General features: G+C 65.3%; 15 protein-coding genes. 8 read left to right on the top strand and 7 right to left on the bottom strand.

The window, feature by feature from the left end; translation table 11 throughout:
* Positions 1 to 2: 2 nt before the first annotated feature.
* The 7 genes from ABWW33_RS03840 to ABWW33_RS03810 all read right to left on the bottom strand — a co-directional run bounded on the left by ABWW33_RS03840 (position 3) and on the right by ABWW33_RS03810 (position 7869).
* Positions 3 to 1007: a hydroxyquinol 1,2-dioxygenase gene (locus ABWW33_RS03840; protein ID WP_353399073.1), complete on the bottom strand. Its 1005-nt coding sequence runs from the start codon at positions 1005 to 1007 to the stop codon at positions 3 to 5.
* Positions 1008 to 1032: 25 nt separating this feature from the next.
* Positions 1033 to 1536, bottom strand: a complete 504-nt coding sequence (locus ABWW33_RS03835) for a cupin domain-containing protein (protein ID WP_353399070.1) — start codon at positions 1534 to 1536, stop codon at positions 1033 to 1035.
* Between the two features lie 158 nt (positions 1537 to 1694).
* The gene (locus ABWW33_RS03830; RefSeq protein ID WP_353399067.1) at positions 1695 to 2639 is read right to left on the bottom strand and encodes a LysR family transcriptional regulator; all 945 of its coding nucleotides are present in this window, start codon (positions 2637 to 2639) and stop codon (positions 1695 to 1697) included.
* A 7-nt stretch (positions 2640 to 2646) separates the two neighbouring features.
* Positions 2647 to 4887, bottom strand: coding sequence for a xanthine dehydrogenase family protein molybdopterin-binding subunit (locus tag ABWW33_RS03825; RefSeq protein ID WP_353399064.1), 2241 nt, complete (start codon positions 4885 to 4887; stop codon positions 2647 to 2649).
* Positions 4884 to 5393, bottom strand: coding sequence for a (2Fe-2S)-binding protein (locus ABWW33_RS03820; protein WP_353399061.1), 510 nt, complete (start codon positions 5391 to 5393; stop codon positions 4884 to 4886). Before ABWW33_RS03820 ends, ABWW33_RS03825 begins: the two co-directional genes overlap by 4 nt.
* Positions 5394 to 5433: 40 nt before the next feature.
* Positions 5434 to 6702, bottom strand: coding sequence for an MFS transporter (locus ABWW33_RS03815; protein WP_353399059.1), 1269 nt, complete (start codon positions 6700 to 6702; stop codon positions 5434 to 5436).
* Positions 6703 to 6744: 42 nt separating this feature from the next.
* The gene (locus tag ABWW33_RS03810; RefSeq protein WP_353399056.1) at positions 6745 to 7869 is read right to left on the bottom strand and encodes an FAD-dependent oxidoreductase; all 1125 of its coding nucleotides are present in this window, start codon (positions 7867 to 7869) and stop codon (positions 6745 to 6747) included.
* A 208-nt stretch (positions 7870 to 8077) separates the two neighbouring features.
* Here ABWW33_RS03810 and ABWW33_RS03805 point away from each other — a divergent pair, with 208 nt between their 5' ends.
* The 8 genes from ABWW33_RS03805 to ABWW33_RS03770 all read left to right on the top strand — a co-directional run bounded on the left by ABWW33_RS03805 (position 8078) and on the right by ABWW33_RS03770 (position 16498).
* Complete coding sequence (locus ABWW33_RS03805) at positions 8078 to 9061, top strand: helix-turn-helix domain-containing protein (RefSeq protein ID WP_353399053.1); 984 nt, start codon at positions 8078 to 8080, stop codon at positions 9059 to 9061.
* A 126-nt stretch (positions 9062 to 9187) separates the two neighbouring features.
* Complete coding sequence (locus tag ABWW33_RS03800; RefSeq protein ID WP_353399050.1) at positions 9188 to 10039, top strand: beta-keto acid cleavage family enzyme; 852 nt, start codon at positions 9188 to 9190, stop codon at positions 10037 to 10039.
* 137 nt (positions 10040 to 10176) lie between these two features.
* Complete coding sequence (locus ABWW33_RS03795; RefSeq protein ID WP_353399048.1) at positions 10177 to 11334, top strand: alpha/beta hydrolase family protein; 1158 nt, start codon at positions 10177 to 10179, stop codon at positions 11332 to 11334.
* On the top strand, positions 11331 to 11636 hold the full coding sequence (locus ABWW33_RS03790) for a subunit of meta cleavage enzyme (protein WP_353399045.1): 306 nt from the start codon (positions 11331 to 11333) through the stop codon (positions 11634 to 11636). The genes ABWW33_RS03795 and ABWW33_RS03790 overlap by 4 nt, the downstream gene beginning before the upstream one ends.
* On the top strand, positions 11629 to 12468 hold the full coding sequence (locus tag ABWW33_RS03785; protein ID WP_353399042.1) for a DODA-type extradiol aromatic ring-opening family dioxygenase: 840 nt from the start codon (positions 11629 to 11631) through the stop codon (positions 12466 to 12468). The genes ABWW33_RS03790 and ABWW33_RS03785 overlap by 8 nt, the downstream gene beginning before the upstream one ends.
* Positions 12465 to 13241, top strand: coding sequence for an alpha/beta fold hydrolase (locus ABWW33_RS03780; RefSeq protein ID WP_353399040.1), 777 nt, complete (start codon positions 12465 to 12467; stop codon positions 13239 to 13241). The genes ABWW33_RS03785 and ABWW33_RS03780 overlap by 4 nt, the downstream gene beginning before the upstream one ends.
* 198 nt (positions 13242 to 13439) lie before the next feature.
* A complete protein-coding gene (locus tag ABWW33_RS03775; RefSeq protein ID WP_353399037.1) occupies positions 13440 to 15116 on the top strand; it encodes a DUF1302 domain-containing protein in 1677 nt (558 codons plus the stop codon).
* Between the two features lie 23 nt (positions 15117 to 15139).
* On the top strand, positions 15140 to 16498 hold the full coding sequence (locus tag ABWW33_RS03770; RefSeq protein ID WP_353399035.1) for a DUF1329 domain-containing protein: 1359 nt from the start codon (positions 15140 to 15142) through the stop codon (positions 16496 to 16498).
* The last annotated feature ends 31 nt before the right edge of the window (positions 16499 to 16529 follow it).

Here is a 16529-nt window from a genome sequence, read left to right as displayed (position 1 = left end):
ACTTAGAAGGTCACCGGATAAACCGGCGATTTCCCGGCCAGGATGTCATGCACCACCTTCGGCGAGCCGTTTTCCCACACCAGCAGCATCGAGCGCTTGGGGGAATAACCCTGGTGGCGGCAGTCGGCCGGCATGGCGGCCATGTCGCCCGCTTTCATGACGACGCGGGCGCGCGGTTCCGCGGTGAGCTTGTCGCCGCAGTCCCAGGTGATCTCGTCGCACATCTGGAAAAACCACTCGACGCGGTCATTGCCATGGATGATGGGCAGAATGTGCTCTTCCGTGGTCGGACACATGAAGCTGTGCTTGACCACCGAGGTGAATGATGGATTCCACACCACGTCCGATCGCGACAGGTAGGCGAACAGGTTGAAGGCGTGCACCTCGTCCTCGAAGCCCGGCTCCGGATGGAGTTCCGGCACGTCCTGCGGCACGTCGGCGAAGGCGCGGTTGACGGGATAGCCGCCGGCGTCGGTGCGCATGGCCAGGTCGTCGCGCAGGCCGACGCAGCGTTCGGCCAGTTGCCGCACGCGGCGCACCGCGGCCAGGTTGGTGCCGTTCTTGCGGCCATACGCGCTGCCCGTCTCCAGCGGCGCGGCATAGGGGTCGAAGCAGGCGTTGGTCCAGTTTTCCAGGATCGCGACGAAGGTCAGGCGCACCTGTTCGGAGGGAAAGTTCTGCAGCAGGTCGGCGCCGGCCGCCTTGTAGCTGGCGTTGTAGCTGCCCGCGAACACGTCGACCGTGTCGTAATGGTTGGTGGTGCCGAACACGCTGTCGAAATTGACCCAACCATAGAAAAAGCCCCAGCCGACGTCGCGCATCAGCGCGCGCAGGAAGTTACCGGCGTCCATGCTGTGCGACAGTGGCTTGCCGCGGGCCGTGGTCCAGCGGATGTGTACGAAATACTCGTCGCGTTCGAACGAGAAATCGCCCAGCGTGAAGGCCTGGTAGCCGTGGACGGGGTGTGCGGCCGAGGCCAGCACGTCGAATTGGGTGGGGGCGTTCATATCATTGTCTCCTTCGGTTGCGTGCTTAGGCTGGCTGGCAGATGTCCGCCCATTTTTCGACCGACAGGTCGCCCAGGCAGGTTTGCAGGACCAGCACGGCGGGCGCCGTGGCGCTGAAACGGTAGGCTGTATTGGCCGGCAACAGCGCCTGGTGCCCGCGACGCAGGCGCATCCAGCCCATGGGTTTGCCCTGTGGCTCGCCGTCGACCAGCACGGCGCCGTTCTTGTCCCGGTCGGTCACTTGGACGGCGGGATCGAGCTTGACCAGCGCCACATCGACCTCCTTGTCCATGCACAGCACGAATTCGTCGTGGGCACAGGTGTACCATGGAGAGCTGCCCTCAGCACGAATGGTTTCCAGCACGTAGATCTGGTTGATGCCGAAAACGACCTTTTGATAAGGGGGCGACGTCGCCGCGATCTCGAAACAGTTGGAAAACGCATAGTTCTTGGCGTTGTCGTTGATCACCTGGACGCCACCTTTCTCATAGCTTTCCAGGGAACCGAATTTGGTGGTGTACTGCGTCATGTCTTGTCTCCGTTTGGCTTGAAATCGATCGGAATTCTTCGTTCCGCGTTGCAGTGTAGGGGGCGCCGGCGCGCGCCGGTAGCCCTTGGGCGACAACCGGAGCGTTCGGGATTTTCGAACAATGGAGGAGCCCTGCCGCGCGCGGCGCCGCCGCCGGTTCAACGCACGGGCGCGGGCGGCAGCAGGCCGCGCTCGGCCAACGCCCTATCCCACGGCGGCTCGCCGGAGAAGTTGCCCAAGAGGCTATCGACGAACAGGCGCAACTTGACATCGCCCCGGAGCGCACGCGCATACACCACTGAAAACGGAAACGAGGATAGGGTCCAATCCGCCAACACGATCCGCAATTGGCCGGCCAGGATGGCGTCGGCGGCCACCAGCGTCGGCAGGCAGACGATGCCGGCGTGTTCGCACCCGTACTCCTTCAAAAGGTGCACGCTGTTCGAGCGCAAGGCCGGCTTGAGGTCGAGCGCGATTTGTTCCCCGGGGCTGTCGAATATCCATCGGTCGCGGGTTGGGTAGCCGGAATACAGGCCGAGCGTATGTTCGTACAGCTGGCGCGGATTGCGCGGCGCCGGGTGGCGCCGAAGATAATCGGGCGAGGCGCAAAACACGCGGCGCACGCGGAACACTTCCCTGCCGATCAGCTCGTCCGAACTGGGCTCGAAGATCTGCAGCGCGCAATCGACGCCGGCCTTGACCGGATCGACGACGGCGTCGTTGACGACCAGATCGAGCGCAATGGCGGGATACTGCGCCTGGAACTCGCGCAAATACGCGCCCATGCGCCCCAGTACGAAACCCGGCAACGCATGGATGCGCAAGCGCCCCGCCACCGCGCCTTGCTGGCCGCGCATCTGATCGACCAGCTGATCGGTGCGGTGGACCAGATCGGCACACTGGCGCACGAACGCCAGCCCCGCCTCCGATAGCTGGACGCTGCGGGTGTTGCGATGAAATAGCGGGGTGCCGACCAACTCCTCGAGCTGCCGAATGCGGGTCGTGATAACGGATTTGGACAGGCGCATGCGGCGGGCGGTCTCGGCAAAGCTTCGGGTTTCCGCTATGCTGACGAAGGCTTCGATGGAGAGATATCTGTCCATTGTCCTGTTAAGCGATGCGCTTCCCGCCCACCGCCGCCTTGACGCGTTCGGGTGTCATCGGAAACTGTCTGAGCCGCACGCCGATCGCGTCGAACACGGCATTGGCTATCGCACCGGCGGCGGCCCCCATCGCCTCCTCGCCCGCGCCGGTCGAGGGCTGGTCGGTCCGCTGCACGACAATCGGCGTGATGCCCGGATGCTCGTCGAAGCGGAGCACCGGATAGCTGTTCCAGTCGAGGCTGGTGACGGCCAGTTCCGAAAAAGTCACTTCCTCCTTGAGCATGCGGCTGCTCGCCTGCGTCAGCATGCCGACGATCTGGGCCTCCACCAGCCCCGGGTTGACCACCAGCCCCGCATCGAGCGCCCCCCACACATGCACTATCCGAATCACGCCGGTTTGCAGATCGACCTCGACGTCCGCGACGGCGGCGCCGTACGAGACGAAATGGGTGCCCAGCGCGATGCCGCGACCGCGCGCCAGACCATGTTTGCGCTTGCGCCCCTTGCCTACGCCGCCCTCCCATCTGGACGCCTTGACGACGGCCTCCAGCACACCGCGCCAGCGCGGGTCCTTGATGTTGACGCGCCTGAACACGGCCGGGTCGATCCCCAGGCGGTGCGCCACTTCATCGATGGTTTGTTCCGACGCGAAGGAAATCGCCAGGTCGACGGGCGAGCGCAACGGGTTTCCGCGCAGGAAGCCGTCGGAGGCCGAGATGTGGTGATTGTTCAGGCGCACGTTCGGAATGTCATACATGGCGCCGGCGTTGGCCTTGTTGACCACGCGCGCGGGACCCGACGGCGCGTACGGCGCCCTGGTGCCAAGCGCCAGCTCGTCGGACATTTCGCTGCCGATCCAACCGTGCTGCCAGCCATCGTATTGGTAGGCCAATAACTTGCCGTGGCGATCGGCTGCGATCTTCACGTCGGCCAGGTGCGCCGGCCCGTAATTATCCCAGCCAAACTCATCCCACCGCATGAATTGCACGCGCACCGGCTGCCCCGCCTCCTGCGACATGATCGCGGCCGCCTGCGCCACATCGTGGTAACAGCTCGGCCCGTACGTACCCGATCCCTCGACATGGGTGACCGTGACCTGCTCCGGCGACATGCCGATCACCTTGGCCACCTCCATCCGCGTGACATAGATCCCCTGCGTGGCGCAGCTGACGGCGGCGCGGTCCGGGCGCACGTCGGCGACCGCGCAGTTGGGCGCGAACGGCGCATGCGCCTGATACGGCGCGTGGTAGGTCGCCGCGACGACGCAGGCGGCCTGGTCGAACGCGGGTCCAAGCTCGCCGGTGGTCAGAATAACGGAATCGGTGGTCTTGGCGGCCCGCATCGCCTGGTACAGTTTGGCGTTGCCGGGCAACTTGCCGGCGCTTCCCCAGCTCACCTTCAGCTGCGCGGCGGCCTTGACCGCATGCCACTCTTTGTCCGCCACCACCCCGATGAAGTTCCCTTTCCGCACAATGCGCACGCCCGGGATGTCGCTGATCGACTCCGCGTCGATGGAAAGGACGGGCGCGACCTGGCCGTACACGCCCTGACCGCGCGGCCTGACTACCCGGCCATGCAACATTCCCGGCAGCGTCACGCCCTGCGCATAGGTGAACTGGCCGGTTATTTTTTCCCTCGTGTGCAGGCGCGGCACGGACTGGCCGACAATGCGGTAGGCCGACACCGGCTTGGCCTGGGCCTTGCCGCTTATCCGCGCGTCCAGGCGGCGTTCGCCGATCAACTCGCCGTAGGTCACCGATGCGGCGCCCGCCGGCGCATGCACCACACCGTCGACCACGCGCAATTCCTGGAGCGGAACGCCCAGCCTCGCGGCCGCCAAATCCAACAGGACGGAACGCGCCTCGGCGGCGGCCTGGCGAACGAGTTTGCCGGCCATTTCGATGCTCGAGCTCGCGTCCGTCTCACCGGTCTCAGGCGCTTCGCCGGTGCGCGCCGGGCCCGAGCGGATCTGGCGCATCGACAAATCCAGTTCCTCGGCGGCGATCTGCAGCAAGCCCAGCACGCCGCCCTGCCCCAATTCCGAGCGGCCGGTCAGCAAACTGGCGGAGTTATCGGCGTGGATGACGATCCAGCTATCGAGGCGCTTGAGGTCCGGGACCGGACCCGTCACATAGCCGGGAAACGGCCCCGGGCTGACGGCCGACGCGGTGCCGCCGAACAGGCTAAAGCCGACGGTCAGCGCACCGCCCTTGAGCACCAGGCGTCGCCCGTGGTTTAAGGGCATCATGTCGCGCTCCCCTCTCTAACAATTGCCAGGGCGGCGCGCCGTACCGCCTTGGTGATGCGGCTGTAGGTGCCGCAGCGGCAGATATGGCCGGCCATGGCAGAGCGTATCTGGGCTTCGGTCGGCTGGGCATTGGACGCCAGCAATTCGGCGCCTTTCACGACCATGCCGTTGTAACAATAACCGCACTGCAGGGCTTGCTCGTCAATGACGGCTTGCTGCATCGGGTGCAATTCGGGGATCCGCTTGAGGCCCTTCTGCAGGGCGTAAAACCTTGGCAGCCCCTCAAGCGTGGTGATCTCGGTTCCCGCCAGCGCCGAAGCGGGCGCAACGCAAGAACGTATCTCGACGCCGTCCACCAGCACCGAGCACGAACCACACTGTGCCAGGCCGCATCCGAAGCGTGGCCCCTTCAGTCCCAGTTCGCCGTTCAGGACGTAGAGCAAAGGGGTGTCTTCGTCCACATCGATCCGATGGGCCGTACCGTTGACCTTCAATTCGAAAAGCATGTCATCTCCTGTTTATTCATACGCGGATCGACGCCGACGGCTATGCCGGCGCCGCGCCCCTGACTTCCCCGCCGTTGGCGCCGGCGCTTCTATGAAGGCCATACAGGCAAGCCGCGCACAGCATCGTCAGCGCGCAGAAAACCCACAAGCCCGCCGCGTAGGTGCCCGTGTAGGCCCGGCTCAGCGGCAGGAACGCGGCGCCGCAGCCGGCGCCGAATTGGAACAGCGCGAAAATCACACCGTACAGCCTGCCGAACGACTTCATCCCGAAGAAGGACTTGAGCAGATAGCTCAACACATCGAACTCGGCCCCGAACACCAGGCCGAACAACGCCGCCGCGACGAACACGAGGTCGTTGTTGACGCCGATCGCGTACAACGCGCAGGCGACCGCCGCCCCCAGCACGAAAACCATCATGACCAGCGCCGGTGCGAACAGGTCGATCAGAAAGCCGGTGATCAAGCGGCCCACCAGCACGAACATGCCATAGACCGATTGCACGACGATCGTCTTCGACATCGGCACGCCGGCATCGGCAAGCAAAGGCACCTGGTGCACCACCAGCGCCGTATTGATGAATCCCAGGATCAGGAACGCCAGCGCCAACAAGCGGAACTTCGACGTGCGCGCCGCGACGCCAAAGGCGTGCCCTTCGGGCGCGGCGGCGCGCGTCTGCCTGCCGGCGCCACGTTCGCGCTCGCGGATGAAGAGCCAGGCGACCGGCAAGCTTGTCAGCACGGTAATCGCACCCAGTACGGCAAAGCTGAGGCGCCAGCCGTAGGCGTTGATCAGGAAACCGATCAGCAACGGCAGCAGCATGCCGCCGATGCCGATGCCCGCGTTGGCGACGCCCAGCGCCAGGCCCAGCCTGCCATTGAACCAGGTGCTCACGGTCTGCAGGTAGGACAGCGGGAACAGTCCGATGCCGAGGATGGGCAGCAATATCCACGCCGCATAGTAAATCGCATGCACCGGCGGCAGGAAATACAGCATCGCCAAGCCCAGCCCGAACAGCGGTATGCATGGCAGGATCACCTTGCGCGGCCCGAAGCGGTCCGTCAGATAGCCGTGCAGCGGCGAAATGAGCATGATGGTGTAGGAAATAAAGGTGCTGGCCAGGGCGATCTCGGTCCGGCTCCAGCCGAACTCCTGCTCCAGCGGACGGATGAACAATCCAAAGCTCAACACCGCGATGGTGCTGGGCCCGAATATCAGCGCCACCATCGACGCCACCGCCACCAGCCAGCCCGGGTAGGCCGCCCTGTCCTCGTCCCGCGCCCGACTGTCTACGACCGACTTGACTGCCATACGATGTCTCCGATTCTGTTTTTTTATTGTGGTTCCGCCGGCCTAGATCGCCAGGTTCAACGCCGCCAGGGATTGCTCGAGCAACGCCGTATGCACGGCCACCGGGGCGCGGGCCACCTCGAGTCGTCCGAGCTCCAGCGAATTTTCCACCACCATCCGGCAGCGCTCGAACCGGCGCTCCATGAAACGCTCCAGGCCGACGCCGATGTCGCCCGCCGCGCAGCACTCCCACTGCAGCACCAGCGCGTCTTCGACCGCCAGTCCGGCGCCCGAGGCCAGTTGCGGCGTGGTCGCGTGGGCGGCGTCGCCGATCAGGACCGCGCGGCCGCGATACCACGGACGCGGCACCAAAATGCCTTCCAGCGGCCGGTAAACAATCCTCGAGCGTTCCGTCAGGCCAGCGCGTATCCGCGCCAGGATACCGCCGTAGCCGTCCATCAGCCGGGCCAGATGGACGTGCAGCTCGCCCTCGTCGAAGCGCAGCTTTTGCTCGGAAGGGTGAAGCAGGAACATATACATCTCCTCGGGAGAGACGGGGTTCAGGCCGATTTTTACCGGTCCGCCCAGATAAAAGTGGCGCCGGTCGATCTCGGGCGGCCGCTCCATCATAAGGCGCCAACACGCCTGGCCGGTAAAACGCGGCCGGGGCGCCTGCGGGAAGATCAACTCCCGCACCCGGGAGAACAGGCCGTCGGCCCCGACCACCAGCGCATAGGAACCGGTCCTGCCATCTGAAAAGCGCACCTCGGCGGCGCCGTCGGTGTGCTCGATCGCTTCGAGCGTGACGCCCAATGTCACTTTCACCCCCAAGGCGAGGGTACGTGCCGACAGGATCTGGTGCAGCGCCGGGCGCAGGATGCCGCCGGCGCCGGGCACCGCGCCATCATCGAGCCGGGGCGTGGCGACCTGATGCCTGACGACGCCATCGACGTCGCAGACATTGAGACCCTCGGCCGTGTAGCCGCGCGCGACCACCTCGTCGAGTATGCCCAGCGACTTGAAGGCCCTCAGCGTCGGCCCGGTGATGGTGATGCCGGCGCCGTACACGCGCCACTCGGGATCGAGATCAATCAACTCCACCTCGGCGCCCGCCGAACGGAACGCAATGGCGGCGGACATGCCGGCTATGCCTCCGCCAACCACTAATATTGCTTGTTTATTGAACATTTTTTCGTCAGGGTAAATAACTGCGGCACCGCGCCGCCGTATGGAGACACCTTACTGGAGCGCGACAAGCGGGCTTGTCTCAACCTGTGCCGGAATTTGACCGCCCGGGTCAATCGTCTATTGCAAGCGAGGCAAGGACTATTGCATAATCGGTCGAGTCCGGGCCTACCCGGGCGTAGAAAAAGCACTCGGACAACCGGGAGGAGACATGATCGAAACCGAAACGTTCTGTACCGACGGAACGCCACACGACAGGCGCGCGCGCATGTTCCAGGAGAAAATGGATAGCCTGTTTTCCATGGACCTGGCCGTGCAAACGAGCAATCAGCAGCCGCTGCATACGAACATGCTCGCCTACAGCAGCGCGCGGCTGCACTTCGCCGCGATCCGCTTTTCCCCGCATTCGACCTCGTTCGTCCGCAAGCCGCCGCAGCAAACCCCCCGCTTGTTGGTGACGCTGCAAAAGGAAGGCGTGGCGACGGTCGCGCAGGACGGCCGGGAAAGCCGGGTCAACGCGGGCGACATTTTCGTGCTGGACCCGACGCGGCCGTTCCATATCGAAACAGGCGAGATCCGCACCCACTCCGTCTATTTGCCACGCGACCGTGTGCGGCAACTGGTGCCGCACATCGACGACCTGACGGCGTTGACGGTGAGCGGGAGCGACGGCCCCGGCGCGATGTATCGCGCCGTGATCGACGAGCTGTTCAACATGGTGCCACGACTGACCGACGACACCGCCGACCGCATCGCCGACATGATCCCCAGCGTGCTTGCCACGGCATTGACCGCGCTCGACCGTTCGGACACGATGGCGCAGTCGCGCCTCAAACAATTCCACCGCGACCGGGTCGGCCAATACATCCAGGACCACCTGAGCGATCCCGGCCTGGACGTCAACATGATCGCCACCGCCACCAATTTGTCGGCACGGTATCTGTACCAGCTTTTTGACGACGAAGCGGTCACGCTGATGAAAAGCGTGTGGAACAAGCGTCTGGAGAACTGCCGGCGCGAACTGGCGGCCGCAGCGCTGAGGAAACGCACCATCGGCGAAATCGCCTACAGCTGGGGCTTTAGCGACGTGGCCCATTTCAGCAGGGCGTTCCGCGACCGCTACGCGGTCTCGCCGCGCGACTTTCGCAAGCAGGCGCAATTGGCCGAGGCCGGTCAGTGTTTTGACCGGTTCTGAAGGCCGAGTTGACCGGACCGGCGTTCGGGCAGTTTTCCGTTGACCAGGGTCATGGTGGTGCGCATGCTAGCCGATAGCAATCCCGCGTACCCCTGATCCGCCGCCGGCTAGGCGGCATGGCCAACCATGACAACCGACCTTCGCACTTCCTCCCACGGCGCCCGCATGGCGCCGTTGACCATTTGCGTGGCGCCCAACGGCGCGCGAAAAACCCACGCCGACCACCCCGCGCTGCCGCTCGACAGCGAAGAAATCGTGCGCGCGGCGCAGGCCTGCGTCGAGGCCGGCGCCACCGTGTTGCACTTGCATGTGCGCGACGAACGGGGCGGCCACAGCCTCGACGCCAACCGCTACCGGGAAACCTTGCGGGCGCTGGAGGCGGCCCTCGGCGAGCGTCTGCTGGTGCAGGTGACCACCGAGGCCGTCGGCATCTACCAGCCGGACCAGCAGCGCGCCTTGCTGCGTGAACTGCGCCCGCAGGCCGCCTCCGTCGCGCTGCGCGAATTCATTCCGGACAGCGGCCATGAACAAGCCAGCGGCGACTTGTTCCAATGGGCCCTGCGCGAGGGGGTGGCGCTGCAATACATCGTCTACACGCCGCAGGAGGCGGTTCAATTACAGGATCTGGTGCGCCGTGGCGTGATCCCGCACGCCAGGCCGAACACCCTGTTCGTACTCGGGCGCTACAGCGCGGGCCAGCAGTCCGAACCGAGCGACCTGCTGCCCTTCCTTGCGCAGTGGCCCGCCGATTGGCCATGGACGGTGTGTGCCTTTGGTGGCGCCGAGGCGCGCTGCATGGCCATGGCGATCGCGCTGGGAGGCAATGTCCGCGTGGGGTTTGAAAACAACGTCGCCCTTCCCGATGGCAGCGTCGCCGCCGGCAACGCGGACCTGGTGCGCGTGGTCGCCGCCATCGCAAGCCACACCGGGCGCCGGCTCGCGAGCGCGGCCGAGGCGCGCGCCTGGTATGGCGCCTGAGCCGCCAGCGTCCCTGCACACCAAGTCAACAACCAGCGCAGGCGCGGCCATGTCACCGAGGTGACGAGCGCCTACAATTTCCCGCACCACCACGCGCCCGGCAGTCCGCCGCGCCGCGTTCAATCCCAGGAGGAATCTTGAATACCGCAATCACCAACGGCGCCGTCAGCGGCCGCCCGAAAACGCTCGAAGAAACCAAGGCATGGATGCGCACGAAGCTGGCCGCGCGCGCCCATCCGATGAACATGGTCTCGCCGGAAGAGGCTCTGCCACTGATCGACAGCCTGTCGGGGCTCGATGGGGCAAGCTGGGCGGCGGTCTGGGGCGCCGCCGGCGACGCGGCGCTCAAGCAAGCGGCGGCGGTTGAAAAATCGGACGGCATCGACGCCGCGTCGGCGCTGTACATGCGCGCCAGCGGCCTGTACTTCATGGGACGCTTCCCCTGCCCCAACCACGCGGCCAAGCTGCGCTGCGCGGAGATGGAACGCGAGTCCTACCTGCTGGCCGCGCGCGCCTGGGACATCCCTGTCGAGCAGGTCCGCATTCCATTCGCCGGCCGCGCGGGCGAAGGCGCCGAGGTCGTGGCGCTCTATCGCCGCCCGCCGCATGTGGCGCGGCCGCCCGTGGTGGTGATGTGGGGCGGCGTCGACGCCTGGAAGGAACAGATGACGGGCGCGAGCGACGCCTTCCTCGCGCGCGGCATCGCCACCATCGCCATGGACAACGCCGGCACCGGCGAATCGCCCGTTCGTGGCGTGCAAGACGCGGAGCGCCAGTTCCTGGCGGTGTTCGACTGGGCCGCCGCCCAGCCCGACCTCGATGCCGCCAAGGTCGGTTGTCTGGGCCGTTCGTTCGGTGGCTACTGGGCGACCAAGCTGGCGCATACGCATCCTCAACAGATCGCCGGCGCGGTCAATTGGGGCGGCGGCGCCCACCATATGTTCCAGCCATCGTGGGTGGAAGCGTCGCGTTTCCCCGACAGCTACCTGATGGAGCTGGTCGAAACGCGCTGCCGCATGCTCGGCGCCGGCAATGACGCCGAATACATCGAGGGTTTCCGCCGGCTCTCGCTGCTGGACCAGGGACTGCTCGACCGGCCCAGCGCGCCGATCTTGCTGGTGAACGGCAAGGAAGACCGTCAATGTCCGATCGAAGATGTCTACCTGCTCATCGAGCATGGCACGCCCAAACATGTGCGCCTGTTCCCGGGAGGCCATATGGGACACACGCCGCTGACGGTGCCGACGATCGTCGACTGGCTCGTCGCGCGCGTCAACGAAGGAGCGGCGTCGTGACCGCGCGGAACTGGCGGCAGGACATGCCGACCCCGCAAGCGTACTGGATGAACAAGGTGCTGTACGACATACACCACAAGCCGGCGGAACTCGAGCGCTACAAGCGCGACCCGGCGTCGTACGTGGCCGAATTGCCGCTCGAGCCGGCGCTGCGCGCCGCCATCAGCAACGACGACATCGGCGCCATGTATATGAACGGCGTCAGCCCTTACTTGTTGCGCGCGCACTGCCTGGGGATGCGCATCCCCGAAGAGGTTTTCCTGTCGTCGCTGCGCGCCTTGGCGGAGGTCGATCATGGCTAAGCTGGTTAGCGTGCACGCGGTCAGCCACGTGCCCTCGATGGTGAACTTCCCGGGGGCGATAGGCGAGGCCGATCGATTGGAAATTTTCGCCGCGTTCAAGCGGGTCGGCGCCGAAATCGCGGCGGCGCGTCCCGATGTCGTGATCATCGTCTCCGACGATCATCTGCACAATTTCTTCCTCGATAACCTGCCGGCGTTCTGCATCGGCGCCGCCGACGGCTATCCAACGCCGGTGGAGCACTGGCTGAAAGTGGACAAGTCGGTGCTGCCAGGCGACGCCGCGCTTGGCGCGCACTTGATTGGCGAAATGCTGCAAAACGATTTCGACCCCGCCTTGTCGATGAACCTCACCCTCGACCACGGCACCATCGTGCCGCTGGTGCTGGCGGGGCTGTCGGCCGGCATTCCGGTCGTGCCACTGCTCGTCAATTGCGTGCAGCCGCCGCTGCCGCCGATGCGCCGCTGCCTCAAGCTCGGCAAGGCCATCGGCGAGGCGGTGCGCAGTTACCAGGGCGCGGCGCGCGTGGCGCTGCTTGCCACCGGAGGTATCAGCCATGATGTGGCCACTCCCCGCATGGGCATGGTCAACGAGGTATTCGACCGCGCGTTCCTGGCCCACCTGGTCAGCGGCGACGAAGCGGCGCTGACCGCCTACGCCACCGACCACGTCAATGAGGCGGGCAACGGCGCCGAGGAAATCCGCAACTGGCTGGTCGCGCAAGGGGCCGCTGGCGGCGCGGCGGCGGAAACCATCTTGTACAAGCCGATGCCGGCATGGTTCACCGGCATCGGCCTGGTGCGCTGGCGTATCGACCAATCGGAGCACGCATGACCCAACTCAACACCCAGGTGTCCGGTCCGGACGACGCGCCCGCCGTCGTACTGATCCATTCCCTGGCGACGTCGTCCGGGTTGTGGTCGATGCAGGTGCCCGTCTGGCGCCGCCACTTGCGCCTGGTGGTGGTCGACCTGCCAGGCCACGGCGCCAGCGCGGCACTGGACGGCGGCGCCACCATGGCCGGCTATGCGCATCTGATCGCCTCCGAGCTGGACCGGCTCGGCATCCACGCTGCCGCGCTGGTCGGCTTGTCGCTCGGTTCGATGGTGGCGCAGGCTTTCGCCCTGGCCTATCCGGATCGCACCCGTGCCCTGGTGCTGGCCCACGGCGCAGCGGCCACCGGGGCCCATCTGCGCGAGGTATGGGATGGACGCATAGCCGCGTTCCGCAAAAACGGCTTCGCCACCGAGGCCCCCGCCACCATCGCGCGCTGGTTCACCGCCGGCTTTGTCGACAACGCGCCGTTGACGGTCGGATGGATCGAAAGCCTGGTCAGGGAAACCAGCGGCGAAGGTTATATCGCCGCGATCGAGGCCATACAGCAGCTCGATCACAGCGCCAATTTGCATAAAATTCGCTGTCCGACACTGGTGATCGCCGGAGAACACGATGTCGCGCTGCCGCCATCGGCCGGCGCAGCGATCGCGGCGACGATTCCGCAGGCGCGATTCGCCGTGCTCAAAGGCGCGGCGCATCTGGGCAACGTCGAACAGCCGGAGGCATTCACCGAGCTGGCCGGCGCCTTCCTGCGCGAAGCGCTCGCTTGACGACGGCAGCGACTGCAATCGTTGGTCGACCAACACTCCTTTATATGCCGCCGCGGGCGGCATTTTTTTTTTGAACGGAACACCACACGTCCGAGTCCAGTCAAGTCCGCCCGCACAGCCAGACAAAAGGCCACATGCCGCTCCTGTAATGTCTTCCTATCCCGGCTTGGGAACAATAAAACAATACAAGGAGACAGCATGCAACGACCCCAACCCCGCGTCACCCGGCCCGCTCGGCAAGCGCGCCTGCGCCTGCGAACACTGGCGGCCTTGCTGGCGCCGTTGGTCGCCGCGCAACCGGCGCTGGCGGCGCAATTCGAGACTGGCAATGACGATCTGCAGGTGCGATGGGACAATATGATCAAGTACAGCGGCGCCTACCGGCTGTCGCAGCCGTCGGCGCAGCTGATCGGCAGCGCCAACGCCAACCTCGACGACGGCGACCGTAATTTCGGCAAGGGCTTCATCTCCAGCCGGGTCGACTTGCTCTCGGAGTTCGACGTGACCTATCAAAACGTCGGCGCGCGCGTCAGCGCGGCGGCTTGGTACGACAGCATCTACAACCGCGGCACCGACAACACCGCCGCCGCCACCTTCAATCCGCGCTCGGTCCAGGTCGGCAGCTTCACCGAGGCGACACGCGATCTTCACGGCCGCAAGGCGGAGTTGCTCGACGCCTTCATTTTTGGCAAAGGCGCGGTGGGGGACATGAGCGGCAGTTTTCGGGCGGGACGCCACTCGCTGCTGTGGGGCGAGAGCCTGTTCTTTGGCGAAAACGGCATCGCCGGCGCACAGGCCCCGGTCGACCTGATCAAGCTGCTGTCCGTGCCCAACACGCAATTCAAGGAACTGATCCGGCCGACCAACCAGCTGTCCGGCCAACTACAGCTCACGTCGAACCTGACCGCCGGCGCCTACTACCAGTTCGGCTGGGAGCCAAACCGCATACCCGCCTCCGGCAGCTATTTCTCCCGCACCGACCTGTTCGACCGCGGCGGCGAAACGCTGGTCGCCGGCGCCGCGCCCGGTGTCGGGCAGCTGGCGTTCCTGCGCGCGCACGATCTGCTGGCGAGCAAATCCGGCCAGGGCGGCGTCCAACTGCGCTGGCGTCCGGCCGATACCGACTACGACCTGGGCCTGTACGCGCTGCGCTTCCACTCGCGCAACTTCATCGTCGAAGTCACGCCGAACGGCGGCTTCCCCAATCTGGGGACCTACCGGCTGATCTATCCGGAAGGCATCCGCGCCTTCGGCGCAAGCGTTTCCAAGTCCATCGACGCGACCAACCTGGCGGCCGAGGTTTCCGTGCGCCGGAACACGCCGCTGGTCGCGGCCGGCGGCTCGGTCACCGTGCCGCCCGGCGCCGTGTCCGACAACGACGACCATCCCTTGTACCCGATCGGCAATTCGCTGCACGCCCAGTTCTCCGCCATCCACACCCTGGCCCGGAGCGAGCTGTGGGACGGCGGCGTGGTGATGTTCGAGGCGGCGTGGCATCGCCGCACCAGCATCGCCCGCAACGCCGGGGCGCTCGATCCGAACACCACCCGGGACGCGTTGGGCACGCGGCTGATCTTCTCGCCGACGTGGTACCAGGCGGCGTCCGGCCTCGACCTGTCGCTCCCCGTCGGTGTCGGCTACAACCCTTACGGACGCTCCTCCGTGATCACCTTGTTCAATGGCGGCTCGAGCAAGGGAGGCGACGTCAGCTTCGGCCTCAACGGGGACTACCTGCAAACCTGGAAAGGCAGCGTCACCTACACCCGTTACGTGGGCGGGGCGAGCACTGTCCTCGACGGCAAGAATGCCTTCTCCTTCAAACAATCGCTCAAAGACCGCGACTTCATCTCGTTCGCGTTGTCCCGCACGTTCTGACCACACCAATGAAAGCACAGCATATGAAACAGTCCCCCACCCTGCTCGCCGCCACGCTGGCGATGCTGACCCTGCAGGCCGCCGTCGCGACGGCGGCCGTCACCGCCGACGAGGCGGCACAGCTGAAAAACAAGTTGACCCCGCTGGGCGGCGAGCGCGCCGGCAACAAGGACGGCACGATTCCGGAATGGGATGGCGGCTACAAGGGCAACAGCGCGAAATCGGGCACGAAACGGACCGACCCCTACCCTGCGGAGAAGCCGCTGTATGCCATCACGGCGCAGAATCTGGCGCAGCACGCGTCGAAACTGAGCGAAGGCCAGCAGGCGCTTTTCAAGAAGTACCCGAACTACCGCATCGACGTCTATCCGACCCACCGCACCGCGCAGGCGCCCCAGTGGGTATATGACAACACGCTGGCCAACGCCACCCGCGCCAAGACCGTCAACAATGGCTTCGCGGTGGAAGGCGCCTATGGCGGCGTGCCGTTCCCGATTCCCAAGACGGGCCAGGAAGCGATGTGGAACCACCTGTTGCGCTGGCAGGGAGAAGCCTACAAGTGGCGCATCAACACCTGGATCACCACCGCCGATGGCAAGAAGGTGCAGGTTTCCGACTCCGTCGTTGACAACCAGATGCCCTACTACTACAAGGACGGCACGCTGGAGACCTACAAGAAGGAGCCTTACTTCCTGCGACTGGTCACCAATGGCCCGGCACAGAAAGCCGGCGAGGCCCTGCTCATCCGCGACCCGATGGACCCGGTCGCCGTTGGCCGGCAGAGCTGGCAGTATCTGACCGGCCAGCGCAGGGTCAGGAAGTTGCCCAACGCGGCCTACGACACGCCCTCGTTCGTCACCTCCGGCGTATCGAATTTCGACGAGATCTACGCCTTCTCCGGTGCGATGGATCGCTACGACTGGAAGCTGGTTGGCAAGCGCGAGCTGCTGATCCCCTACAACGCCAATAAAATCTTCAGTCCCGCCAAGGACGCCGACGCCATGGACGAGCGCTACCTCAAGCCCGACTTCGTTCGCTGGGAACTGCACCGGGTGTGGGAGGTGGAAGCCACGCTGGCGGCGGGCAAGCGCCATGTCATTCCCAAGCGCCGCTTTTACCTGGATGAAGACACCTGGCTGCCCGTTCTGGCCGATGGCTGGGACGCGAAAGGCCAACTGTGGAAGACCTTCTGGTTCCTCCCCATCGTCGCGCCCGACGTTCCGGCCATCCTGGGCGGGCCTTTCGGCCACTACAACCTGCAGTCGGGGGATTGGATCGCCAACAACATGATGAACGAAAAGGCCGAGCAAATCACCGTCGGCAAGCGCCAGCCGGAGAGCTATTTCACGCCGGACGCCATGGCCGGCGAAGGCGTCCGTTAAGCAATCCACTCTTTTCCACAGCGGAGCCGCC

The sequence above is a fragment of the Duganella hordei genome (assembly GCF_040369125.1).
Taxonomy (GTDB): domain Bacteria; phylum Pseudomonadota; class Gammaproteobacteria; order Burkholderiales; family Burkholderiaceae_D; genus Rugamonas; species Rugamonas hordei.
The sequence above is the reverse complement of the archived record's forward strand: the minus strand, read 5'-3'. Positions and strand labels throughout refer to the sequence as shown.